Annotated in this window: 20 protein-coding genes and 1 riboswitch; of the genes, 10 read left to right on the top strand and 10 right to left on the bottom strand. The window is 41.1% G+C overall.

Annotated elements, in window-relative coordinates; genetic code table 11:
• Window positions 1–127 precede the first annotated feature (127 nt).
• Window positions 128–1,534 (bottom strand): glutamate--ammonia ligase, encoded by a 1,407-nt coding sequence (glnA, locus tag H5154_RS16415; protein ID WP_182718979.1) that lies wholly within the window; start codon window positions 1,532–1,534, stop codon window positions 128–130.
• A 518-nt stretch (window positions 1,535–2,052) separates the two neighbouring features.
• Here glnA and typA point away from each other — a divergent pair.
• On the top strand, window positions 2,053–3,876 hold the full coding sequence (gene typA / locus H5154_RS16420; protein ID WP_145237948.1) for a translational GTPase TypA: 1,824 nt from the start codon (window positions 2,053–2,055) through the stop codon (window positions 3,874–3,876).
• 446 nt (window positions 3,877–4,322) lie between these two features.
• Here typA and H5154_RS16425 read toward each other — a convergent pair whose 3' ends face one another.
• Window positions 4,323–5,051: a CBM9 family sugar-binding protein gene (locus H5154_RS16425; RefSeq protein WP_182718980.1), complete on the bottom strand. Its 729-nt coding sequence runs from the start codon at window positions 5,049–5,051 to the stop codon at window positions 4,323–4,325.
• Window positions 5,052–5,245: 194 nt separating this feature from the next.
• Between H5154_RS16425 and H5154_RS16430 the strand changes: the two genes are divergently transcribed.
• Window positions 5,246–5,521 (top strand): hypothetical protein, encoded by a 276-nt coding sequence (locus tag H5154_RS16430; protein ID WP_182718981.1) that lies wholly within the window; start codon window positions 5,246–5,248, stop codon window positions 5,519–5,521.
• On the opposite strand, the gene H5154_RS16435 is transcribed toward H5154_RS16430, so the two are convergent.
• Both H5154_RS16435 and H5154_RS16440 read right to left on the bottom strand, forming a co-directional pair.
• Entirely contained in the window at window positions 5,516–6,607 is a 1,092-nt protein-coding gene (locus H5154_RS16435) for an MBL fold metallo-hydrolase (RefSeq protein ID WP_182718982.1), read from the bottom strand. The genes H5154_RS16430 and H5154_RS16435 overlap by 6 nt on opposite strands.
• 177 nt (window positions 6,608–6,784) lie before the next feature.
• A complete protein-coding gene (locus tag H5154_RS16440; protein WP_145237960.1) occupies window positions 6,785–7,441 on the bottom strand; it encodes a DUF2959 domain-containing protein in 657 nt (218 codons plus the stop codon).
• An 88-nt stretch (window positions 7,442–7,529) separates the two neighbouring features.
• Here H5154_RS16440 and H5154_RS16445 point away from each other — a divergent pair, with 88 nt between their 5' ends.
• The 3 genes from H5154_RS16445 to dtd are packed head-to-tail and all read left to right on the top strand — an operon-like array spanning window position 7,530 to window position 9,834.
• Entirely contained in the window at window positions 7,530–8,423 is an 894-nt protein-coding gene (locus tag H5154_RS16445; protein WP_145237963.1) for a virulence factor BrkB family protein, read from the top strand.
• Between the two features lie 32 nt (window positions 8,424–8,455).
• Window positions 8,456–9,409: an alpha/beta fold hydrolase gene (locus H5154_RS16450; RefSeq protein ID WP_182718983.1), complete on the top strand. Its 954-nt coding sequence runs from the start codon at window positions 8,456–8,458 to the stop codon at window positions 9,407–9,409.
• Window positions 9,397–9,834: a D-aminoacyl-tRNA deacylase gene (dtd, locus tag H5154_RS16455; protein ID WP_182718984.1), complete on the top strand. Its 438-nt coding sequence runs from the start codon at window positions 9,397–9,399 to the stop codon at window positions 9,832–9,834. The genes H5154_RS16450 and dtd overlap by 13 nt, the downstream gene beginning before the upstream one ends.
• A 13-nt stretch (window positions 9,835–9,847) precedes the next feature.
• On the opposite strand, the gene H5154_RS16460 is transcribed toward dtd, so the two are convergent.
• Entirely contained in the window at window positions 9,848–10,537 is a 690-nt protein-coding gene (locus tag H5154_RS16460; RefSeq protein WP_182718985.1) for a spermidine synthase, read from the bottom strand.
• A 217-nt stretch (window positions 10,538–10,754) separates the two neighbouring features.
• Here H5154_RS16460 and H5154_RS16465 point away from each other — a divergent pair, with 217 nt between their 5' ends.
• A complete protein-coding gene (locus H5154_RS16465; RefSeq protein WP_145237973.1) occupies window positions 10,755–11,648 on the top strand; it encodes a bifunctional GNAT family N-acetyltransferase/hotdog fold thioesterase in 894 nt (297 codons plus the stop codon).
• A 52-nt stretch (window positions 11,649–11,700) separates the two neighbouring features.
• Here H5154_RS16465 and H5154_RS16470 read toward each other — a convergent pair whose 3' ends face one another.
• The 5 genes from H5154_RS16470 to dapA form a co-directional block, all read right to left on the bottom strand.
• Window positions 11,701–12,741 (bottom strand): phospholipase A, encoded by a 1,041-nt coding sequence (locus H5154_RS16470; protein ID WP_149980465.1) that lies wholly within the window; start codon window positions 12,739–12,741, stop codon window positions 11,701–11,703.
• A gap of 285 nt (window positions 12,742–13,026) precedes the next feature.
• Complete coding sequence (locus tag H5154_RS16475) at window positions 13,027–14,148, bottom strand: succinylglutamate desuccinylase/aspartoacylase family protein (RefSeq protein ID WP_182718986.1); 1,122 nt, start codon at window positions 14,146–14,148, stop codon at window positions 13,027–13,029.
• A gap of 5 nt (window positions 14,149–14,153) precedes the next feature.
• Window positions 14,154–15,359, bottom strand: a complete 1,206-nt coding sequence (locus tag H5154_RS16480; protein WP_182718987.1) for a PLP-dependent decarboxylase — start codon at window positions 15,357–15,359, stop codon at window positions 14,154–14,156.
• Window positions 15,359–16,099 (bottom strand): 2,3,4,5-tetrahydropyridine-2,6-dicarboxylate N-succinyltransferase, encoded by a 741-nt coding sequence (locus H5154_RS16485; RefSeq protein ID WP_145237985.1) that lies wholly within the window; start codon window positions 16,097–16,099, stop codon window positions 15,359–15,361. The genes H5154_RS16480 and H5154_RS16485 overlap by 1 nt, the downstream gene beginning before the upstream one ends.
• Window positions 16,100–16,114: 15 nt before the next feature.
• Window positions 16,115–16,999, bottom strand: coding sequence for a 4-hydroxy-tetrahydrodipicolinate synthase (dapA, locus tag H5154_RS16490; RefSeq protein ID WP_182718988.1), 885 nt, complete (start codon window positions 16,997–16,999; stop codon window positions 16,115–16,117).
• A gap of 132 nt (window positions 17,000–17,131) precedes the next feature.
• A riboswitch (Lysine riboswitch) is annotated at window positions 17,132–17,325 on the bottom strand.
• Between the two features lie 190 nt (window positions 17,326–17,515).
• On the opposite strand from dapA, the gene H5154_RS16495 reads away from it, so the two are divergent.
• The 4 genes from H5154_RS16495 to acnB all read left to right on the top strand — a co-directional run bounded on the left by H5154_RS16495 (window position 17,516) and on the right by acnB (window position 24,043).
• Entirely contained in the window at window positions 17,516–18,217 is a 702-nt protein-coding gene (locus tag H5154_RS16495; protein ID WP_149980470.1) for a DNA-3-methyladenine glycosylase I, read from the top strand.
• An 8-nt stretch (window positions 18,218–18,225) separates the two neighbouring features.
• A complete protein-coding gene (locus H5154_RS16500) occupies window positions 18,226–19,641 on the top strand; it encodes a YdiU family protein (RefSeq protein WP_149980471.1) in 1,416 nt (471 codons plus the stop codon).
• 463 nt (window positions 19,642–20,104) lie between these two features.
• On the top strand, window positions 20,105–21,169 hold the full coding sequence (locus tag H5154_RS16505; protein WP_149980472.1) for an OmpA family protein: 1,065 nt from the start codon (window positions 20,105–20,107) through the stop codon (window positions 21,167–21,169).
• A gap of 276 nt (window positions 21,170–21,445) precedes the next feature.
• A complete protein-coding gene (gene acnB, locus H5154_RS16510; protein ID WP_149980473.1) occupies window positions 21,446–24,043 on the top strand; it encodes a bifunctional aconitate hydratase 2/2-methylisocitrate dehydratase in 2,598 nt (865 codons plus the stop codon).
• Window positions 24,044–24,481 lie beyond the last annotated feature (438 nt).

Raw genomic sequence — 24,481 nt, forward strand, 5'->3', positions numbered from 1 at the left:
CACCTTGCATTTTTTGCACTAATTAAACTTTAGTGGAGAATGGGAAAATTAGCCATAAAAAAAGCCCGCAGAACGGGCCTTGAGAACACACATATATTATCTATAAGATAATTTTTCTACAGCCTAATTAACAGCTGTAGTACATTTCGAACTCAACAGGGTGAGTCGTCATGTTAAGCTTTTCAACTTCTTTAGACTTAAGCGCAATGTAAGCATCGATTAAATCGTTAGTGAATACACCACCTTGATTTAAGAACTCACGGTCAGCATCTAGAGACGCAAGCGCTTCTTGTAGTGAAGTTGCAACTGTTGGGATTTCTGCTGCTTCTTCTGCTGGTAAGTCGTATAAATCTTTATCCATTGCATCGCCAGGGTGGATCTTGTTTTTGATACCATCAAGGCCAGCCATAAGCATTGCAGCGAAAGCAAGGTATGGGTTAGCTGTTGGATCTGGGAAGCGTACTTCGATACGACGACCTTTTTCTGATGGAACCACTGGGATACGGATTGATGCAGAACGGTTACGTGCAGAATATGCAAGCATTACTGGCGCTTCAAACCCTGGTACTAAACGTTTGTACGAGTTAGTAGACGCATTTGCAAAAGCATTGATTGCTTTAGCATGCTTGATAATACCACCGATGTAGTAAAGCGCTTCTTCAGAAAGACCGCCGTACTTGTCGCCTGCGAATAAGTTAACACCGTCTTTAGCTAAAGACTGGTGACAGTGCATACCAGAACCATTGTCACCAACTATTGGCTTAGGCATGAAGGTAGCTGTTTTGCCATATAAATGAGCCATGTTATGGATAACATATTTCATTTCTTGGATTTCATCCGCTTTTAATACCATAGTGTTAAAGCGAGTTGCGATTTCGTTTTGACCAGCTGTAGCCACTTCGTGGTGATGCGCTTCTACAACTTGACCTAGCTCTTCAAGAACTAAACACGTAGCTGAACGCCAATCTTGGAAATCATCAACTGGAGCAACAGGGAAATAACCACCTTTCACGCCTGGACGATGGCCAGTGTTGCCGCCTTCGTAGCTTTTATCTGAGTTCCAAGCTGCTTGCTTAGAATCAATTTTGTACATTGAACCTGACATATCAGTTTTGTATTTGATGTCATCAAATACGAAGAACTCTGGCTCAGGACCAAATAGCACGGTATCAGCAATACCAGTAGAACGCATGTACTCTTCAGCGCGCTTAGCAACTGAACGAGGATCACGCTCATAACCTTGTAATGTGCCAGGTTCAACAACATCACAACGTAAAATTAAAGTAGCTTCTTCTGTGAAAGGGTCTAATTTAGCAGACTCAGCAACAGGTAGTAATACCATGTCTGATTCGTTAATGCCTTTCCAACCAGCAATTGAAGAACCGTCAAACATTTTGCCGTCTTCAAAGAAATCTTCATCTACTTGGTGATGAGGAATAGAAACATGTTGCTCTTTACCTTTGGTATCAGTAAAGCGTAAATCAACGAACTTAACGTCATTTTCTTTAATAAAATCTAAAACCGATTGTGACATGTGTCCTCCAACTGTTGGGTTTTATTTTGCTGCATAATTGCTTTTGCTTTTATAGTAAGCGGCTTTTATGCCATTTTTATAGTGCATTGTTTTTTAAGGTTAAAAAATAAGTTCTACATCCAGCTGTTATATGTTTTGCACCATATTGGATCGGCTTGTGATCATTTTGGTGCGTCAGTGTGGTCACTTCTCTTTGCGCTAAATTGTATAGATTATAAACACCAACATAAAGCTAACTTACTCACCAAATACTGCCAAATTATGACAATAATAGCTAGGAATGAGCAAAATAGTGACAAATTGAAAAATTAAATTAATTAAAATGTCATATATAAAACAGATACTTATTAGAAGTATGAAGAAAGTTGTGAAATATATATTGGATAAACTTTCATCCATGTCATTAATGAGGGATAATATGCGCCCTTTTAAATCCTATGCTGGGACATCTCGTGAAAACGCAGGTGAGTGCGTAGATCTTGCAGGATCATTGAGAATTAATTTCTCTGAGTAAAAATATGAGCATCGAAAAGTTAAGAAATATAGCGATTATCGCGCACGTTGACCACGGTAAAACAACATTGGTTGACAAACTACTTGAGCAATCAGGTACATTAGAAACACGCGGCGGTAACGAAGAGCGCGTGATGGACTCAAACGACATTGAGAAAGAACGTGGTATTACCATTTTGGCTAAAAACACAGCCATTTCATGGAATGACTACCATATCAATATCGTAGACACCCCTGGACACGCCGACTTTGGCGGTGAAGTTGAACGCGTACTTTCGATGGCTGACTCAGTATTACTACTTGTTGATGCTCAAGAAGGTCCAATGCCACAAACGCGTTTCGTTACGCAAAAAGCATTCGCGCAAGGCTTAAAGCCAATCGTTGTTATCAATAAAATTGATAAGCCAGGTGCACGTCCTGATTGGGTTATGGATCAAATCTTTGATTTATTCGACAACTTAGGCGCAACTGACGAACAGTTAGACTTTAAAGTAATCTATGCATCAGCAATCAACGGCTGGGCAACATTAGATTTAGACGAGCCATCAGACAACATGGAACCTATGTTCAAGATGATCGTTGACGAAGTATCACCACCGGATGCAGATCCTGAAGGTGACTTCCAAATGCAGATTTCGCAACTTGATTACAACTCATATGTTGGTGTAGTCGGTATCGGTCGTATCAAACGTGGTTCTGTTGCTCCTAACCAACAAGTTACTATTATCAGTGCCGATGGTACTAAACGTAATGGTAAAATTGGCGCAGTACAAAGCTACCTAGGCCTTGAGCGTATCGAAACTGATAAAGCTTACGCTGGTAACATCGTTACAGTAACAGGTATTGGTGAGCTTAAGATTTCTGATACAGTTTGTTTCCCTGGCAACGTTGAGGCATTACCACCACTAAGTGTTGATGAGCCAACTGTAACAATGACATTCTCTGTAAATAACTCACCTTTCTGTGGTAAAGAAGGTAAGTTTGTAACGTCACGTAATATCCGTGAGCGTTTAGACAAAGAATTAGTACACAACGTAGCACTTCGCGTTGAAGATACTGCTAGCCCAGATAGCTTCCGTGTATCTGGTCGTGGTGAATTACACCTAGGTATCTTAATCGAAAACATGCGTCGTGAAGGTTACGAGCTAGCTGTTTCTCGTCCAGAAGTAATCTTACGTACTGTTGATGGCGTTCTAGAAGAACCGTTTGAAACAGTAACAATTGACTGTCAAGATGAGCACCAAGGTTCTGTAATGGAACAAATTGGTCTTCGTAAAGGCGAACTAACAAATATGACGCCAGATGGCAAAGGTCGTATGCGTTTAGACTTTATGATCCCAAGTCGTGGTTTAATCGGTTTCCAAACTGATTTCATGACGCTTACATCAGGTTCAGGTCTTATGTACCATACTTTTGACCATTACGGTCCGCACAAAGGTGGCGAGATCGGTGTTCGTAAGAACGGTGTAATGATTGCAAATGCAACAGGTAAAGCACTTACTAACGCATTATTCAACTTACAAGAACGTGGTCGCTTATTCATCGGTCACGGTGTTGAAGTATACGAAGGTATGGTTATCGGTATTCATAACCGTGATAACGACCTTACAGTTAACGCCCTTAAAGGCAAGCAGTTAACTAACGTACGTGCATCTGGTACTGATGAAGCGCAAACGCTTTCTCCGCACCTAAACTACTCACTTGAGCAAGCGCTTGAGTTCATCGATGATGACGAGCTAGTTGAAGTAACACCACTAAACATTCGTATCCGTAAGCGTCATCTTACAGAAAACGAACGTAAACGTGCTGGTCGTGCGCCTAAAGGATAATCACCTTATAAATTAAGCTGATTTTAAAAGCCGCTGTATTGCAAAATACAGCGGCTTTTTTGTGGTTATTAGTTAGCGAGAGTAAAGTTTGTGAGGGGAAGAGCTGTAAGCTATAAGCGGTCAGCTGTCAGATTAGAGCAGCGTAGTTGGCTAGATTGGTGTTTGTATAGCTATTAGGTAAAAACCGCTAGATTTTATAAACCATGCAACATAACCTCTTTCCTCTAAAAGTGCAGCGCCTCTTATCCTCTTTGTGAATAACTGACTTAAAGATTTTTTGCACAAGGAGAAGAAAATGAGCAGTAAAAGAGGAAGGGCTTTTAAAGTAGCTGATAATGCAAAGCCCCTGTTTTTGTTAGCGGGGTATTTTTTCGTTGGGTTTCGCTGCGCTCAACCCAACCTTGCTTAACTTGATAACTTTACTCTAGTTGACTCGCCAACTCCTATTACTTTTTCGGTAATAACGTAATCTTTCCAAATACGCTGGCGTCGATATAGCCTAGGTTGCGGCTGCCATTTACGGGTTGTACTTCATGCGAACCCATAAAGTGCTCACGAATTTTACTGCCGTCGTTATCGCAGTAGGCGAGCATAAAGCCGATTACTTGTTTTGCCGTTAACTTAAGCGGGGTGTTTGGCGCGCCTTCTTGGAAATCATTCGGGTAGAGCTTAATGGCTACTTCCCATGTGATGTTATATGGGGCGGTACTGTTTCGTTGCCAGTGGCTGATTAAATGATCTGTGTATAAATGGGGTTTTTTATCAGCTCCGAAATCGGCAGCTTGGTTATCAAGACCAATGTGATAGGCAAACGCAGTATGATTGAACTGATGGTTACCGCCAGATGCGTCGCTATCAATAAACACTTCTAAGGCATCATCGTCCCAGTACTTATCGGTAGGATCTGGATGGGTATCAATTAGTACATCATCCACAATATCGGCTTGTAAATACAGGTAGTTTTCATCCCAAAGTAACTTGTAGCGGCCTATAAAGTCTTTATCTGAGTCAGGCAAGGTGCCATCCATAAGAAAAGGCATAGGCTGCCATTTTGCTTGGTCCCATGCGCTTTCAGATACACCGTCAATAGTAATTGGTGTTGCTGTATGCTCTACATCGATAGCCATAGCGGCGTTGCTCATTAATAGGCTTAAGGTAAGCGCGGCTGTTTTCATCTAATTCTCAAAGTTTCTTATTTTGTTTATGGCTTAATAGTGACTGAAACAAAAATTGAAAACAACAGACATAATGTTCAGGTATAAAATTACTGGTAGTAATGGATCGTAAGTGAGTACAGTTTTTTACATTGTTGAGTGTAATTAACAGCTAAAGTAATGGCACTACTAGAATTAATATAAAAGGAATAATTGTGGCTAACGTATTGTTGTTGATTGTGGCTATGTTGTTATCTGGCTGTACTTCGTCGCAAGTAATGAGCTCAGGTTGTGACTTTGTTGTTGGTAGTGCGCAAAGTCAGCAACGGCAAGTGCAGAACCACTCGCTTGATAGCTCAGAGACACACCAAACAGCGAATATAATTAATGGTTTTTTTAGTATGTTACTTGGGCCAATACATCGCTCTCTCGGTGATGGTCAATGTAAGGCGGAAGAGCAATCGTATCAGTACCCAAGTATTGTTTTATAGTGCGACACTTTGCCCTTCATTTAAAATATACAGCGGGATTTGTGACTTCATCTCATCATACATATGCAATAAGCGCAGCAATGCAGAATGGCTGCTGTGATCGCCCATCTTCCAACTTGAGTTGCCATAGCCCCAAGGTATCATAACTTTACAATTAAGCTGCTGTGCAGCTGTTAAGGCATCCTCAGGAGTAGTATGTACATAACGATACCAGTTGCCATTCTCTTCGTGGTAATAAGAGGCAATCGGCATTAAACAGATATCAATATCACCGTATTTTTGTTGGATATCCTTAAAATGTTGGGAGTAGCCAGTATCGCCTGCAAAAAATAAAGTGCTGCCATTTTGCTCAAGTAACCAGCCATTCCATAAATCTTTATCGCGATCTTCATAAATAAAAGGTACCAGCACGCGGGCGCTAAAATGATGTGCAGGTAGCGCATGAATGGTTAAATCATCAATGTTAGTGTTTGCGTACCACGCCATTTCGCTAATATTAAAACCACCGGTAGGAAAGTTATCTGCCATACCAAGTGGTGTTAAGTAGCGAGGTTTATTACCGATGCTTTCAATGTCTGCTTTATTGAAGTGATCGTAATGAATATGAGAATAAATTACTGCGTCTAGATTGTTAAGTTCGCTTTCGCTAAGCCAGTCCCCAGGCTTACGATAAAACCCAGATGCAAGCCGAAAAGCTAAATCAACAGGGGAGTCAAATTGCTCTTTTACTGGGTCAAATACAACTTGCTGGCCGTTAGGAGTGTTGATCATAAACCCGGCGTGACCGAGCCAGCGAACTGTGTAGCCGGTATTTAGTTGTGGTGCTAGTTGCGCGCCTTGATAGAGGCAGTTTTCACCCGGAGTTTCACATATCAAGTTAGCATTACTTGGGTAACAATCACTTTCGCAGCTAATCGGATAGGTTTTTTTCCCTGGATAGAGGTTGTGGTAGCGCCCAGCCTGTTCACCCTCTTGATGAAGTGGCACAACAGTATCAGCGCCTGCAATTCTTTGCACATGATTGGCAGTGCTACACGCAGCTAATAAACTTGATGCGATAATTAAACTAACTGCACGTATTTTCATTGTTTAATGTTTTTATAATTCTAATTAGGTAGAATTGTAGCAAAAATAGCCGATGAAAAAACACTTAAAAAGTAACAAGATATAACAACAAAAAAGCCTACATAAATGTAGGCTTTGATTACTCTGCGACTAGCAAACTAGCGCTCTTGATAAGTGACAGGCAAACTCACAGCTGATTTAGCCTGCTTTACTCATTTGCTCAATAAATTTATTTGAATCAGCAATCGACTTGTTCATGTCATCCATTAACACTTTGATGTCGCGCTTAAGATTAGTGAATTCACCTTGAATGGCTGATACAGCTTGTGCATTAAGGTTATGCTTCAAGTATAAAACATTGTCATGCAGTGATGACAGTACCGGCTCCATCTTGCTTTCAGCATTACGCATAGAGCGTAACAGTTTATCAAAGTCACGTTTGGTTGCGGTGAGCTTTTTATTACTTTCACGTTTAAGTGAAGCGTTAGAATATTGTTCTAATTCATCGCTCCATTCTTCAAACAATGCTTCAGCTACATCTTCAACTTTGTTGATGTTATTTGTAACGTCATTAGCAGCCGCAAGGCTAGATTCGTAGTCATCATTGAGTTGGTCATAGGCTGCTTGTACATCTCCACCATCAAAGTTAATCAATGTTGTTAAACGTTCAAGTGCAGATTGGAATTCCTCTTGAGACTCTTCTTGAGACTCTTTAGTTGCTTCTACGCGGTCCACTAAAATGTCACGCTTATGCACACCAACTGATTCCATAGCCGAGTAATATGCAGATTGGCAGCCAGATAAAGCCAGTGATAAGGCCAATATTGGTGCGCTGAGTAAAGTCAGTTTTTTCATCGAGATCCCTTTTTAAATCCGTTAGTGCTGTAAATTATGTGGTGGATTGCTATGATAATCAAAACTATTTTAGCAGAAAGTTAACTTTATGAATGAAAAGGTCGCACATTATAAACAGCAGTTGAGGGTACTTATACGTCAGCAGCCAACGTGGTGGATGCAGTATATTAATCGCTGTATTGACGACCAAATTACTGTAAATGCTGGTTATTTAGCCTATGTAACCTTACTTTCATTGGTTCCTTTAATTGCAGTTGGCGTGGCTATTTTCTCGGCTTTTCCTGGCTTTGAAGATACCCGTATTGCTATTGAAAACTTTTTATTTACTAACTTTGTGCCCACCTCATCAGATGTAATTAAAGAGCATATAACGTCTTTTGCAGGTAATGCGAATCAAATGACTGCTGTAGGTATTGGTTTTCTTGCAGCGATAGCATTGCTACTGATCCGTAATGTTGATGCGACACTGAATCGAATTTGGCGGATTAAAACCAAGCGACCAATGATGATTTCTTTCGCGGTATATTGGATGGTGTTGAGTTTAGGGCCATTGTTATTAGGCGCAAGTATTGGTGTTACTTCATATATTGTGTCGTTAGTATCATTTGCCGATCAGGGTATTCCGGGCTTTAGTGGCTTTTTATTAAAATTACTGCCTTATTTAATTTCTATGGCTGGCTTTATTATGCTCTATACTTTAGTGCCTAATACTCGCGTATCTTTTAAAGCTGCAGTACCAGGTGCTTTATTTGCAGCCTTGTTGTTTGAATTAACTAAAAAAGGTTTTGCACTTTATATCAGTCACTTTCCTTCATACGAAGTGATTTATGGTGCGGTGGCAACTATTCCAATTTTGTTTGTGTGGGTGTATTTGTCGTGGGTGGTTGTGTTACTCGGTGCAGAGTTTACAGTGTGCATTGGCCCTAAAAATATCGAAGATACACCCGATATTATCCTTGATGAGGGCGATGCTAATAAGTAATTCACTGCATCGCTGATAGGAGAATCGGCATTATGCAGTTATATCCAAATATTACCCCATACCATGACTTTCATTTGAGTGTAGGGAGTGGACATCAAATTCATGTACAAGAGTTCGGTGCTCCAGCTGGCCTGCCGGTGGTAATTTGCCATGGCGGTCCCGGCGTAGGTTTGCATGCTGATAATTGCCGTTTCTTTGATCCTACCCGTTATCGTATTATTTTATATAGCCAACGCGGCTGCGGGCAATCAACGCCTCATTTAACTAGCGCTAATACAACCACAGAACTGGTCGCTGACCTTGATTATTTACGCACTTACTTAGGACTAGAAAAGTGGGTGTTAAGCGGTGGTTCGTGGGGAGCAACTCTGTGTTTGCTGTATGCCATTGAACACACTCAACATGTACATGGGTTAATTTTACGAGGCACGTTTTTGGCTACTTCAGCCGATTTTCAGTGGCTATATAGTCGTCATGGTGCTGCTGCACATTTTTATCCTGAATTATATGCGCGTTTTTCTCAGGAGTTACCTGATGTTGCCAGCATTTTTGCGTTTTATCGGCGGCAGTTAAATGATGATAATCAAATTAATGCAAATCACTTTGCTAAATTATGGTGCCAATGGGAAAACGTATTAAGCCATGGTAAACAGCAACATCAATGGGGGTTAAGTTCACCACAGTTGGGGCTTAATATGGCGCGTTTAATGGTCCATTACTTTACTGCTCAGTGTTTTATTACTGATAACTTCATTGGTGAACACTATAAAAAAATTAGTAAAATTCCTACTTGGTTTATTCATGGCAGGCATGATTTAGTGTGTCGTTTTAATGCCGTACAGCATTTAGCTGAGCAACTCAACGCACAGTTACTTATTTTAGATGGTGTTGGGCATGGTGTTGATAGTAATGTATATTTAGCGGCAGTGCGGCGTGCAGCCGATCTTATGTGGATCAAATTATCGAGGAATAGATGCAAGGATTAATTCAGCGCGTAAAACACGCAAAAGTTGAAGTGGATGGTCAGGTGGTTGGGCAAATTGAGCAGGGGCTTTTATTGTTGCTTGGAGTTGAAAAGCATGATGATCAACAAAGCACTGATAAGCTGCTACATAAAGTTAGCAATTACCGCGTATTTAGCGATGAAAACGACAAAATGAATTTAAGCCTGCAAGATATTCAAGGTGAGTTATTGGTGGTATCGCAATTTACTCTGGCGGCAGATACTAAAAAAGGCATGCGGCCAAGTTTTTCATCAGCAGCCACACCTGCACAAGCTAATCAGCTATACGAATACTTTGTTAGCCAAGCTAGAGTTATGGGGTTAAGCGTAGCTACAGGGCAATTTGCTGCGGATATGCAAGTCAGTTTATGTAATGATGGGCCGGTGACATTTAATTTAACAGTGTAGTTAAGGCTAGCAGTTATTTTCTGATCACCACGATGTTGTTGGCATAACCTGGAATTTTTTCGATGCCAGGTATTTTACCAAAAGTGGTGATCAGCAAATGTTCTAACTGCTTTAATTGTGATTCATGACCAGATAAAAAATTAATAAATAAATAGCCATTTTTAGTTAAAGCACAGCGCAGTTTTTCATAAAAGCGGTGTTTGTATAAAAATAACGGCGCATCTAATTGGCTAAATAGGTCAAGAATGATCCAATCGTATTGTGGGCCATGCTCTAATACAGCTTCAGCATCAAAACAGCGTAAATTCGATGCATGCTCACCACCAAAAAAACGCTTATAGCAATGAATGATATTCGGATTTTTCTCTACAGAAAGTAGCTGACTATCAGGGTAGGTGTGTTGTAAGTAATTGCGGATAGCGCCGCCACCTAAGCCCAGTTCAAGTACGGCGTTTGGTGCCGGGAGTGGTTGCCATAATTGCGCTAAATATTGCAAATGCGGAAACAGCAAATGGCTTGGGCTGCTTTTCTCGACCACTGACTGTAGTGTTTCGTTGATCAATAACCAACGTAACTGCTTATGTTGGCGTACCTGAATGCAATCGGCGCCATATTTGTGCCAATAGAGTAGTTGCCCGATACGGTGACAATCTTCGATAAAGCTGTGTTTTACTGCCCCGTTGTCTTCAAAAAAATGTTCCATAGTTACATCAGCATAGACGAGTCAATCTAAAGTGCCAATATGTCTATCAAGTTTTACAGGTAAAGCAGTTATTTTGCGTTGCTCACCAAAGTCGTATTCCAAGTTTTTACCAGATGGAGTATGGTAGTTTGCAAATAATAACTGACCGCATTTTTAGTTAGATAAACGCATCTTGAATTAGCAAGCGTTTGCGGCCTTGGTAGCAACAGGAGTGATTATGTTTCAGGTGACAACACCACAAAGTAGCGAAGATTGGCAAGCGTATTATCAATTACGTTGGCAAGTATTGCGCGCGCCTTGGAATGAACCGCGTGGTTCTGAGCAGGATGATTTAGAGCAAGATGCTGAGCATCGCTTTATTAAAAATAAAGAGGGGGCAGTGTTAGGTGTTGCACGACTGCATTTTAATAATCAACAACAAGCGCAAGTCCGTTATATGGCCGTTGCACAAGGTAACCGTAATCAACACATTGGTAGCCGTTTATTGCATGAGCTCGAGAAAATAGCCTGGACTCAAGACGCCGATGAGTTAGTTTTATTCGCTCGTGAACGAGCATTAGAATTTTACAAACGTCATGGTTATGAATTAAAAGAAAAGGCTCACTTAGCTTACGATGATGTACAACACTGGAAAATGGTGAAACAAAAACCGTCTGAGCCAGGCTGGTTCCGCCATCCCAATTGGACCCAAGTTCTGCAAAATACCTGGCGCGAATCTATTCCGATCAGCGATGCTATGGGCATTAAAGTTGAAAGTTACACTGATTGGCAATTTACCACCAGTGCAGATTTAAATGCGAACTTAAACTTGCATAACACTATGTTTGCTGGCTCTATTTATAGTTTAGCGACGTTAACCGGCTGGGGCGCGACTTATTTAGCACTCAAAGAAGCCGGGCTTGAAGGTAATATTGTGTTAGCTGATGCTAATATTAAATATTTAAAACCGCTTAATAACGACCCACGTGGCAGCGTTGATTTAAGCGGCTGTAAGGGTAAATTAGCCGAGTTAGAGTCAGAAGGTAAAGCGAGCTATGTAGTACCAGTGGAAATCTACGATGGTGAGTTACTGGTTGCTGAGTTTGAAGGTACATTTAGAATTATTAAGTAGTTAGAATTCAGAGCAAACAAAAGATAAGGCCAAGCAATTGCTTGGCCTTTTTTTATAGTAAATCAGTTAATAATATACCCACGCCAATACGTTCTATGTCAGCGTTATAATCAATTAAACTTTCACCGTAGCCGTTGAAGTATTGGGCGTAACCGCGAACTCGGCCCCATAATGGGAATGACCAATCAAGCTGAATTGCACCGCGGTTATCTGAATTTAAATTATTGCGGGTCATAAAACTAAATTCATGATCATTAAGTCGATATGCACCGCTAAATTCAAAGTAACCCATGTATTTGTAAATATCAGGGTTATCATCACCTCTTGGATCTAATGGCGTTTCCTTCTCGCTTTCTGAAATACGGTACCAAGGTTTAAAGCTAAACACATAGCCATCGTTTTCCCACAAAAAGTTTGCATAAATACGGTTCCATGAGCGCGAATCAGGCTGACTATTACCGTTAGATTGATGCGAAATACCAAGGACTACTGCCATTTCGTCGCCCCATGGAACGTGCTTTTTATCTAAATAATTAACCCAAAAAATTTCAGGCTCATAGTTGGTCTCACGAAATGGTGAGGAACTTTCTTTGTTATAAAGCTGCCAATATGACTGTAATGTAAAGGCAAAAAATATAGCCTGGTCTTCATCAGAAAAATCATCGAAAATAGGTACCTTAATTGAAAGCTGATATTTTGCTTCTAAGTTATCGAGTGGTTCATCTTGTTTTTCACCGGTTAGTTCGTCATACGCTTCAAACGAGCTATTGTTTGGGTGGGATACATAAGAAACAGGTAAAATGTAGTTACGTTTGTGTGGGGTAATAACATTACGGTTTTCTTTACTTACTTCTTCGCGTGCTTGGCGCTTATCGAGTGCGGTAAGTTGTTTGCTTTCATCAAGTGATGAGCATTTTTCACGCAGTTGTGCTAGCGTCATCTCGCCAGCCCCGCCAATTGCCTCATTTAAAATACATTGCTTTACTAGCTCGACATCATCATCTTGCTCGTTGGTTTTTGCTGTTGATTCTGATTGTGCGAATGCAGAGCTTGATAATAGTGCAGTAAATAGGATCCCATAGTGCCAAGTCATTATTATTCCTTTGATAAAATCAAATAGAGAGTAGCTATTGTGTTTTTCGTAAATGAGAATAGGCTAATTTCAGTATCATAAAACGACTAAGATACCTATCCCATACATTTATCCAGCATTTACTTTAACTGAATATCAGTGAATTGTTACTGAACTTAGTTGATTGTGGCGCTTTTTGCCCATAAATACAAAGAAAAAGCGGCCGAAGCCGCTTGTTCAATGCACTTTTTCCAATTGGATAGTCGTGCTCTCACGCAATGAGAAGGGTTGAGCTTGATATAAAAATTAAAGCTCAAATACGTTAGTAAAGAATTTATATAGTTCGGTGCCTTGGTTTACGCTTGCTGAAGCAAAATGCAAAATCGCGATGGCGTCACAATCAAGTGTTAGGGTTTGTAATGGTTGCTCTGCTAGGTAGCGCTCCATTCGCAATACTCTAGCAATCGGCTCGCCAGCTTTGATATGGCCGCCAAGTGGCGCTATATACTCAACCATGCCGCCCATAGGTGCATAGTAAGCAAGGTAATCATTTAAATCACAGCCGTAGCGCTTCATTACTTTTGGCTGATAGGGGGCATCAACGAATACCTGCTTATGATTTAGGTAACTTAAAATACTATTAGCATCATCAAGGGCCGCAGTTAAATCTATCTTTTCTTGGCTGCCGAGTTCGACCGTAAAAGCTTCAACTTGAACATTAAATTCACGCCCTTGTTGAGCTAATGCCTCGGTTAATTGCCACCATGGGCAAAAACTTGCTTCATCCATTGCTCCTGCAAAATCATTAGGGATGATTAATACATGAGGAATATTAAAGTAGTTGGCACTGGCCTTGGCATAATCTGGGCAATATAAATGCTGACTCGAAATGGGGCCTGTGTGTAAGTCGAGCACGATATCAGCTTGGTGTGCCAACTTTTGCAAGTTAAGTGCAATGCGTTTGCCTGTAGTTAGGCGATAAGCTGGACCGCTTAGTTGTTGGTCTACTTCATCAATCAGTGCGGCTTTAAACTCACTTTTTAAGGTTTGCTCATCGGCATCACTGTATTGCTCAGCAAATTGGCTCGCGAGCTTACTATTGCAGTGATACATGCGGTTCCAGTTGGTGCCGGTGATTGGATCAAAACGACCAAGGGTGAATTCGCCCGATTTTTGATTGCAACCAATTGGGTTCGCGTAAGGCACCAGGGTGATATCGCCTTTGAGTTCAAGATGCTTAAGCTGCTCAAGTAATTGGTAAATAACCGCATTGCCTTGTACTTCTGCACCGTGCATATTAGCTTGCACATACACACTTGGCCCAGTGCCATCGCCTTTTAAACGATAGACAGGAATTGTGAGCGGTAGGCCGTTGGCAACTTCACCAACTACTATGTTTTCTTGGCTTATAGCTTTAGTCGTACTCATCTCAATTACCTTAAGTAGTAGTTGGCATCTTCAGCTGTGCGAATACAGTTAAGCTCGCCATTTTGTAATGTGTATTCAGCGGCTAGCTCATGACATAAAAAATACGGCATACTTTCGGTAAAGCCGTACGCGCCACATTGGCTAAACACCAGCCAGTCTTGCTCATTTAAATCACTAGGTAATTGGTGTTCACCTAAGCAATCAAGTGCTGTACATAATGGCCCATATAAGCTCATAGTTTGGTATGCAGCAGTTGAGTCTCGTAATAATCGTGCCGGGAAATCTTGGCTGGTGACTGCAGGGCGCAATAAATGATTAATACCGCCGCTTAAGATCACTTGTTGTTGGGCATAGTTAAGTTTTCGCTCAACGACAGGTGTTGCGTAATGACCGCATTCGCCCACAGCATAACGGCCAAGCTCCATCCAGAGTTCTTGTACGTCTGCGGCATTCTTAATGTCAGCTAATGCATCAATGAGCGCATCCCAACTTAAGGTTGGTGCATCAAGAGTGTAAGGAATACCTAAACCACCGCCTAAGTCGAGTACTTTTAAGTGAATACCTAAATCGTTGGCAAGCTTTGTTAACGGCGTAATCATTTGTGTCCACAGCTCAGCGAGTTTGTCGCTGCTAAGCATGTTGCCCCACTGAAAAATATGCAGACCGTCAAAATTAAGCGCTGGGTAGTCGCTAGTATTTAGCGCTTGCCATTCATCGCAACCTAAACCAAATGGAGTAAGGCTATCGCCACCAAGTGGGTTTTTTTCCCCTTCAGGCCAGCGTAATTGCACTCGCAGTAATACCTGTAACTGACAGTTTTGTAAGCTTGCTTGCTCGTTAAGCCAGCGTACTTGATTAAGGCTTTCGGCAACAAAGGTACGTACGCCGCGCGCAATAAAGTGTTTAATTTGTTTTGGGCTTTTGGCAGGCCCTGTATTGAGCACGCGCTCGCTGTTAATACCTTGAGCAAGTACTTGCTCAAGTTCGCCCTTGCTTGCCACATCAAAGTTAAAACCCGCGTTATCTAAGCTTTGAATGACTTTAGATAATGGGTTAGCTTTTACGGCATACCACAGTTTTACCTCAGTTTGCGTCACTAACCGCGTTAAGTGTGCGTTTAATGTATCAAGGTCGTAAATAAAAAAGGGTGTATCAAGCGCAGTTGATAGCTCATCAATGGCGGTTTTAACTGGCGTGCTCAAAAAGCTCATTAACGTAAAACCTCTTCAAGCAGCAATGATGCATCACTTTGTTCATCACGGTATTTTACAATTAATGCACACGACATACTTAATCCTTGCTCGCGAGCCCAAGTATTAGAAGCTGGGCGAGAACCTGGAATAACAATCGCGTATTCAGGAATAGGCTCGCCTTTAGCCAGCTGGCGCTCATTAACACAGTCATAAACAGGAATAGTTGCTGATAAGCGTACACCTGGTGCGAGCACCGCGCCTTTTTTCACTACTACGCCTTCAACAATCACGCAACCTGCACCGATGAATGCATCGTCTTCTACCACCACCGGGCTTGCACCAATAGGTTCAAGTACACCGCCTAGTTGTACTGCAGCGCTTAAATGTACATTTTTACCTACTTGCGCACACGACCCCACTAACGCGTGGCTATCAACCATAGTGCCTTCGTCGATAAAGGCACCAATGTTTACATATGCTGGTGGCATAATAATCGTGCCCTTAGCAACGTGTGCGCCACGGCGAACGCTTGAGCCACCAGGTACCATACGCACTCCAGCATCGGCTGCAAAACCTTGTGGTGCTAAATTGTGTTTATCAACAAAGCCACCTGGAAATTCGGTATTAGTGCCATTTTTAAACGCTTCTAAAATACCTTGTTTTACCAGAACGTTAGCATGCCATTGGCCGTTGTCGTCTTGTGTTGCTGCGCGCACAGCGCCCGATTCTAAATTATTTAGTAGTTCTAACCAGCTCATTATAAAAACCTGTATTTAATGCCAAGATAAAATGGTGTTGTTTGCGTTGTTAATACAATCAGTTTGCGTTAACTCAAGATGCGTCAAAGGTGGACGTAAGTACGGGCTGTTAATTCGCCCTTGTAAATGCATCAATACTTTGACGGGGATAGGGTTTGCGACAGCAAACAAGCTTTGAATGGCTTGTGACCAGTCGGCAAATAAATTGGGGTGTTGACCGCTGAGACTTCGTTTTACAAACTCATGGGTTTGCACAGGCCATGCATTAGCAGCCACAGAGACTAAACCTTTTGCGCCAGCCTGGGCAAAGTAAGGCATCAGTGCATCGTCACCGCTAAAAATAGCTAAATTAGGTGCGACTTTTCTAAAACCTTCAAATTTAGCAATGTCGCCACTGGCTTCTTTGAGTGCCCACAAGTTTTTATGGTCTTTCAAGTTGCTAATTACGGCCGATGGAATATCAACAGCACTGCGCCCTGGTACGTTATAAAGCATGCAAGGATGTTTACTGGTATTAAGTAAGCTTTCAAACCAATGTGTTTGGCCTACCACGCCGGGCTTAGCGTATAGGGGAGTGCCCAGTAAATAGCTATGAATGGGTAACTGATTACAGTATTCAACCCAGGCAAGTTGTTGCTTTAGATTTATACCGCCTACTGCAACCATCAGCGGTACTGTTGGCGTTAATTGGCACACGTGTTCAACAATCGCTTGTTGCTCTTTGAGTGTTAGTGCGAGGCCTTCGCCGGTGCTACCAAGTAATAAAATACCATTGTCAGCCACTTGCTGCTGTGCAACTAACTGATCAAGAGTGGCATAGTCGACTTCACCAGCGTCAGTAAATGGCGTGACGAGTGCCGTCCACAAAGGGTAGTCATTTAAATTGAAGTTATTGATCATCTCTCACGAACTTATAAGTGATTCGAGGAGTTAATAAGCTTTTATGATTGGAGCCACATTAACGTCGTTCGAACTAATAATTCGAAGAGCGAATGGGCTTAATATAATAGGGCGCTATGGCCTTATTACGCTAAGACCAGAAGCTCTCCACCAAATATTTTAACAGCCAAGCTGTTATTGGTGACAGTCGCTGGGATTCAACCCAGTCGCCCGAAGTAAAACTTCACAAAAAGTGTTACTTCTCGGCGTTAATTCCCCTCACGTATGATCACTGGAGTGTGTGCTCCTCACATACGTTACCTGAATAACGCACCTCTTCTAGCCCATGGTGTAAGTTTTATCGTTTAAAACTCAAACCTTTAATAGGGGTAATGCGAAAGATTAAAGCATTTTAGCCGTCTAGGTGTCAAGGCTGGATATTTTTAAGTTTATTTTTAGCTGCAATGTGCTCCTGACATTTTTTTACAACGTAAATAGCGTTACAGTAAGCGTAATAACAAGCAGTGGTAGTGAGTAATGGAAAAATTTCAAGATATATATCAACGAGCGGCACAGCGAAAAGGTAGCGAAGTAATGTTACAGCAATTACTTGTTGCCCCTCAAAATGCAAAGCAATTAACTGCTTTACCTGATGATGCATGGCTTGAAGAGTTTACCCGCAAAATTTTTCAAAGTGGTTTTTATTGGTCAGTGATCAACAATAAATGGCCAGGTTTTCGGGAAGTATTTTGGGATTTTAGTGTGGCTAAATTATTAATGATGCCGCCAGATATGCTTGAGCAAAAAGCCACCGATGAGCGAATCGTTCGTAACTTTAAAAAAGTGCAAACGATCCCAGAAAATGCGTATATGATCCATGAAGTGGCAAGTGAACATGGCAGTTTTAGTCAGTTTATTGCAGATTGGCCGAGCGACGATATTATTGGTTTGTGGGGGTATTTAAAAAAGCATGGGGCGCGTTTAGGTGGTAACACCGGCCCTTATGCATTGCGAACCTTAGGGAAAGATACTTTTTTATTATCGCGTGATGTAGAAAGTTATCTCCGTGCTCATAAAATAATTGATGGCGGTTTACAAACTAAAAAGTCACTTGCCAGCGCTCAACATTTTTTTAATGAATTGCAGCAACAAAGCGGATTAAGCCTACAAGAGCTCAGTCTGTTAGTTGCATACAGCGTGGGCGATAATCGCGTTGGTATACAAACAACCCAAGCTTAAGGAATACTATGAAATTAGTTGCTCGTTACACCCAGATTGCTGATGATTTTGCTGTGGCTGATCAGCCAAGTGCTGTTATTGCTCCAAACTTACTGCTGTGGAACGATACGTTAGCTAGGCAGCTTAATATTGAGGTTGTCACATCAGAACGTGCGGTAATTTTTTCTGGTAATCTTAATAACAGCGATGTTGCTGCTGTGGCATTAGGTTACTCAGGGCATCAATTTGGACATTTTTCACCGCGTTTAGGTGATGGGCGAGCACATTTATTAGGGGCTGTCACTGATCAGCAGCAACAGCTTTGGGACATTCAACTCAAAGGTTCTGGTGCTACGCCATTTTCACGTGGAGGTGATGGCCGTTGTGCAATCGGTCCTGCGGTACGTGAATATATAATGAGTGAGGCAATGCACGGGCTTGGCATAGCGACGACACGTTGTTTGGCAGTTGTTGCCAGTGGTGAAACAGTTTACCGTCAACCACCACAACAAGGAGCCATTGTTACCCGCGTTGCTAGTAGTCATATACGTGTCGGTTCGTTTCAGTATTTAGCTGCGCAAGGTGACGAGACTGGTTTAAAAGCCTTAGCTGATTTAGCTATTGAGCGTCATTATCCTGAGATAAAGTCTACGGGCTCTGCGCGTTATTTGGCATTTTTAAGTGCGGTAATTGAAAAGCAAGTTAGCCTGATTGTTAGCTGGATGCGCGTTGGTTTTATTCATGGAGTAATGAATACTGATAATACGCTCGTCAGTGGTGAGACCATCGATTATGGCCCTTGTGCAATGATGAATCAGTTTGATTTTGATACTGTATTTAGTTCTATTGATCGCCAAGGTCGCTATGCTTTTGGCAATCAACCTAATATTGCTAATTGGAATTGTGCACGTTTAGCTGAAAGTTTAATTCCTTTAATTAGCGATGACGAAGAGCAGGCTGTTGAGCTATTAAGCCCATTAATAAATGGTTTTGCTGAGCAGTTTCATCAAGCCTTTACACAGATGTGGGCGAAAAAACTGGGCTTTGATGGTCATCAAGATGGCGATGCTGAATTAGTATCCGAGTTATTAACTTTACTGAAAACCCATCAGCTTGATTACACCAATACTTTTGACTCCTTAACAGAATCATTGCAAGGTCAGACTGCCATTCCGAGTGACTTGGCTGGTTGGTCTATTAAGTGGTTAGCCAGAACAAATACGCAAAGCTATCAGCTGATGCGCCAAGCCAACCCACGCTTGATCCCGCGTAATCATATTGTTGAAAGCATAATACAGCAGTATGAAAGTACTGGTGAAAGCAGCATGTTAGATGAATATTTAACGGCCTTGAGGTCGCCTTACCAATTGTTGGCAAGCCCTGCATTTTGGTACTCCCCGCCTGTTGATGGGGATACTAATTACCAAACATTCTGCGGAACATAATAACGCAGTGCTGATTGTTAGGCGTATTGTTCGTAAATTGAGCGACGATTAATGAATTGATGTGACTTATACATCCAGATCTTTAGTTAAAAGCTGTTATTTATTAATAATTATAAGAAATAAATATGCTTAACTACTTGTTGATTTAAAATTAACCAATATAATGCACTCATTAGCTTAAGCATTTAAATTATTAAAGCCAAAGATATTAGAAACGTTGTGGCTGAAATTGCAGTGATAGCAATTACAATGCTGACAATCGATAGATGTGCAAGTTAGGTAAAGTTTTTTATCTGAACTATAATGTAGGGCGCTTTATTTTAATAAATAGTTAAATTGCAAAATATGCATTTAAATATTTTCGTTAAGTAATGATTAACTAAAGATACGGTACTCTATGGTTAAACTTATTGAGCTAGGGTCTCTTAGCTACAATTTTAATTGTGAAAATGGGAAGGAAACAATGAAATTAAAATCACTTACTATTGCTTTAGCACTAGCTGCAACTAGCGCTTCAAGTTTCGCTGCTGAAAAAGAAGGTTTCTTTATCGGTGCTTTTGGCGATTATTACGATGCTTCATGGGAAAATGTCCGTGGAAGCGCAGGTACTAACGTTGATGATTCAACTGGTTGGGGTGCAGAAATTGGTTATCGTTTTAACGATTACTGGAGTGCACGTCTAGAATATGCTGATATGGATTTTGACATTTCAAATGCAAATCCTGCCATGAACGCAACAAGCATGGACGGCGACCGTTTAGGTATTGATGGTCTTTATCACATCAACGGCGGCCCTTTCTATGGTATTTTCGGTCTTAAGAAAATCGATATTACAGAAAACCTAACTTTTGCTAATCTAGGTGCTGGTTACCAACATTATTTCACTGATAATTTCGCATTTAATGCTGAAACATCTATTTATCAAGGTCTTGACCGTGGTTACACAGATGTAGGTGCTAAACTTGGTCTTAGCTATTTATTTGGCAAGCAAAGTTCAGCTGCTGAGCCAGTTAAAGCTGCTCCAGCTCCAGCTACAGTAGTACCTGTAGCAGTTGCCCCGGTAGATAGCGATGGTGATAACATCCCTGATGCAGATGACCAATGTGCAAACACACCAATGACAGATGCTGTTGATGGTACAGGTTGTACTTTATATGAAGACCGTGAAGTAACTAAAAGCTTGTTAGTAACATTCCCTAACAACGCCTCAAAAGTTGCTGGTAAATATGACAGCGGTATTGACCAAGTTGCTAGCTTCTTAAAAGAGCATACAGACACAACAGTATTACTTGAAGGTCATTCTTCAGCTGTTGGTAAAGCTGAGTATAACAAGTGGTTATCGAAAAAGCGTGCTGATGCAGTTGCTGCTAAGCTAATTGCTGATGGCATTGCTGAAGATCGTATTACTACTGTTGGTCTAGGCGAAGAGCGTCTTAAAAATACAGACAACACACCTGCTGCACACGCGGAAAACCGTCGTGTAGAAGCACACCTTAAGTCAATTGAGCGCGTGAAAGTTAAGCGTTAATAGCATTTGATTTATTAAAAACCCAGCAAGATGCTGGGTTTTTTTATGCCTAAAAAATAGCAATGATTCGCAGTTAATTAACATTCATGTGAATGGTTTTTTCCTAATTGGTTATTCACAGTATTTATAATGAGTATAGAATTTTGCTTGATTGCACGGATTTTCATCTATATTTAAAAGCTTTATAATTAATCGTCAGAATACTATAAGTATTGAGTAATTTTTCGCGAGAATGTGTATTACTGAATACTTTCACGTCACCAAGAGGGCAATATTGTGCTAGAAGATTATCGTAAACACGTAGAAGAACGTGCCGCGTTAGGTATCGTACCAGCGCCATTGGATGCTCAGCAAACGGCTGATCTTATCGAGCTAGTTAAAACACCACCTGCAGGTGAAGAAGAGTTTATTTTAGACTTATTAGTAAATCGCGTGCCGCCAGGTGTGGATGACGCAGCTTACATCAAAGCTGGCTTTTTAGCCGCAGTTGCTAAAGGTGAGGCAACTTCACCACTAATTTCAAAAGAAAAAGCAGCTGAACTATTAGGCACAATGCTTGGCGGTTACAACATCGCCCCCATGATTGAGCTACTTGACGAAGAAGCGCTTGCGCCAATCGTTGTTAAAGGTCTTGCAAATACGTTATTAATGTTTGATGCATTTTATGACGTTGAAGAAAAAGCAAAAGCGGGTAATGAATACGCTAAGCAAATTATTGAATCTTGGGCTGCTGCAGAATGGTTTACCAATAAACCTGCGGTTGCTGAAAAAATCTCAGTTACGGTATTCAAAGTAACAGGCGAAACAAATACTGATGATTTATCACCAGCGCCAGACGCCTGGTCACGTCCTGATATTCCATTGCATGCTTTAGCAATGCTAAAAATTGAACGTGACGGTATTACACCTGATAAAGCTGGTGAAGTTGGTCCAATTACACAACTTGAAGAACTAAAAACGAAAGGCTTACCACTTGCCTACGTAGGTGATGTTGTTGGTACTGGCTCTTCTCGTAAGTCAGCAACTAACTCTGTACTTTGGTTTATGGGCGATGATATCCCGTTTGTACCAAACAAGCGTGTTGGCGGTGTATGTTTAGGTAATAAAATTGCGCCAATCTTCTTCAACACAATGGAAGATTCAGGCGCATTACCAATCGAATTAAATGTTGATGAACTTAACATGGGTGAGCAAATCGATATCTTCCCTTACGAAGGTGTTGTTAAGCGTCATGGTACTGATGAAATTATTTCTACTTTTGAACTTAAATCTGAGGTAATTTTAGATGAAGTTCGTGCTGGTGGTCGTATCCCACTAATCATTGGTCGTGGTTTAACTGACAAAGCGCGTACATCTCTTGGCTTGGGTGCAACAGATGTATTTAAAGTACCAACAGCAACAGAAGTTTCTGATAAAGGCTTCACACTAGCGCAAAAAATGGTTGGTAAAGCATGTAACGTTGCTGGTATTCGCCCAGGTCAATACTGTGAGCCTAAAATGACAACTGTTGGTTCGCAAGATACAACCGGTCCTATGACGCGTGATGAACTTAAAGATTTAGCCTGTTTAGGTTTCTCTGCAGATTTAACAATGCAGTCTTTCTGTCATACATCAGCTTACCCTAAACCTATTGATGTAAATACTCACCATACGCTTCCTGATTTCATCATGAACCGTGGCGGTGTTTCACTTCGCCCAGGTGACGGTATTATCCACTCATGGTTAAACCGCATGTTATTACCAGATACCGTCGGTACTGGTGGTGATTCACATACACGTTTCCCATTAGGTATTTCATTCCCAGCTGGGTCGGGTGCAGTAGCATTCGCAGCAGCAACTGGTGTAATGCCACTTGATATGCCTGAATCAATTTTAGTCCGTTTTAAAGGCGAAATGCAGCCTGGTATCACATTACGTGACCTAGTACATGCAATCCCTTACTACGGTATTAAGCAAGGCTTATTAACCGTTGAGAAAAAAGGAAAAATTAACGAATTCTCTGGTCGTGTACTAGAAATTGAAGGCGTTGAGCACCTAACTGTTGAGCAAGCATTTGAATTATCTGATGCATCTGCAGAGCGTTCGGCGGCAGGTTGTACTGTTAAGTTATCTAAAGAATCTATTTCTGAATACCTAGAATCAAACATTGTGATGCTGAAGTGGATGATCTCTGAAGGTTACGGTGATGTACGTACGATTGAACGTCGTGTTACAGCAATGCAAGAGTGGTTAGCTAACCCAGAACTTATGGAAGCTGATAAAGACGCTGAGTACGCTCATATAGTTGATATCGATTTAGCCGAAATTAAAGAGCCAGTTCTTTGTGCACCAAATGATCCAGATGATGCGCGTCTTCTTTCTGATGTTGCAGGCGAGAAAATTGATGAAGTATTCATCGGCTCTTGTATGACTAACATTGGTCACTTCCGTGCTGCTGGTAAGTTGCTTGATGGCTTTAAAGGTCAATTACCGACTCAGCTTTGGGTTGCTCCACCAACTAAGATGGATAAAGACCAACTTACAGAAGAAGGTTATTACGGTATTTTTGGTCGTGTTGGCGCACGTATCGAAACTCCAGGTTGTTCACTATGTATGGGTAACCAAGCACGTGTTGCAGATCAAGCAACAGTTGTGTCTACCTCTACACGTAATTTCCCGAACCGTTTAGGTAATGGCGCAAACGTATTTTTAGCTTCATCTGAACTTGCTGCAATCGCTGCAATTTTAGGTAGGTTACCAACATCTGCTGAGTATCAAGAATATGCTGCGAAGATCAATGCAACAGCATCAGATACATACCGTTACTTGAACTTCCATCGCATGCCTGCTTACACTAAAAAAGCAGACAACGTGATTATTCAACAAGCTGTTTAAAAGTCTACTTGTTGCAAAAAAACCCACAATATGTGGGTTTTTGTTAAGCCTTTGTTCATTTTCACTTGACGAAAAGTTTTCTTAGTCTAGAATCTTACCAATAAAAAATTAACATATGTTATTAGTTGCCATGGAAAAGGCGATAACTTCCTTCATGCTATTAAAATAATTAATCAGCAATGAAAGGCACCATCGTAAACTCCTTAGCTAATTTCAATTTCATTTACCACATCAAATTACGCAGCATCAATATCTTTAGTGTACGAAAGAATAATTAGCCTATGAGAATCAGGGGATTGGGAGATTTAATAACTTGAGAATGATGATTCGAGCTTGAGGCTTCTGAGGTGTAATTCTTAAAGTATAAATATAAAAAGTTATAAGAACCGAAAACAAAATTTTAAAGCCACATTAAGCTAAGGCTTTTTTAAATTATTA

Origin of the sequence: Pseudoalteromonas sp. SR44-5, from assembly GCF_014163675.1 — a bacterium.
GTDB lineage: Bacteria > Pseudomonadota > Gammaproteobacteria > Enterobacterales > Alteromonadaceae > Pseudoalteromonas > Pseudoalteromonas rhizosphaerae.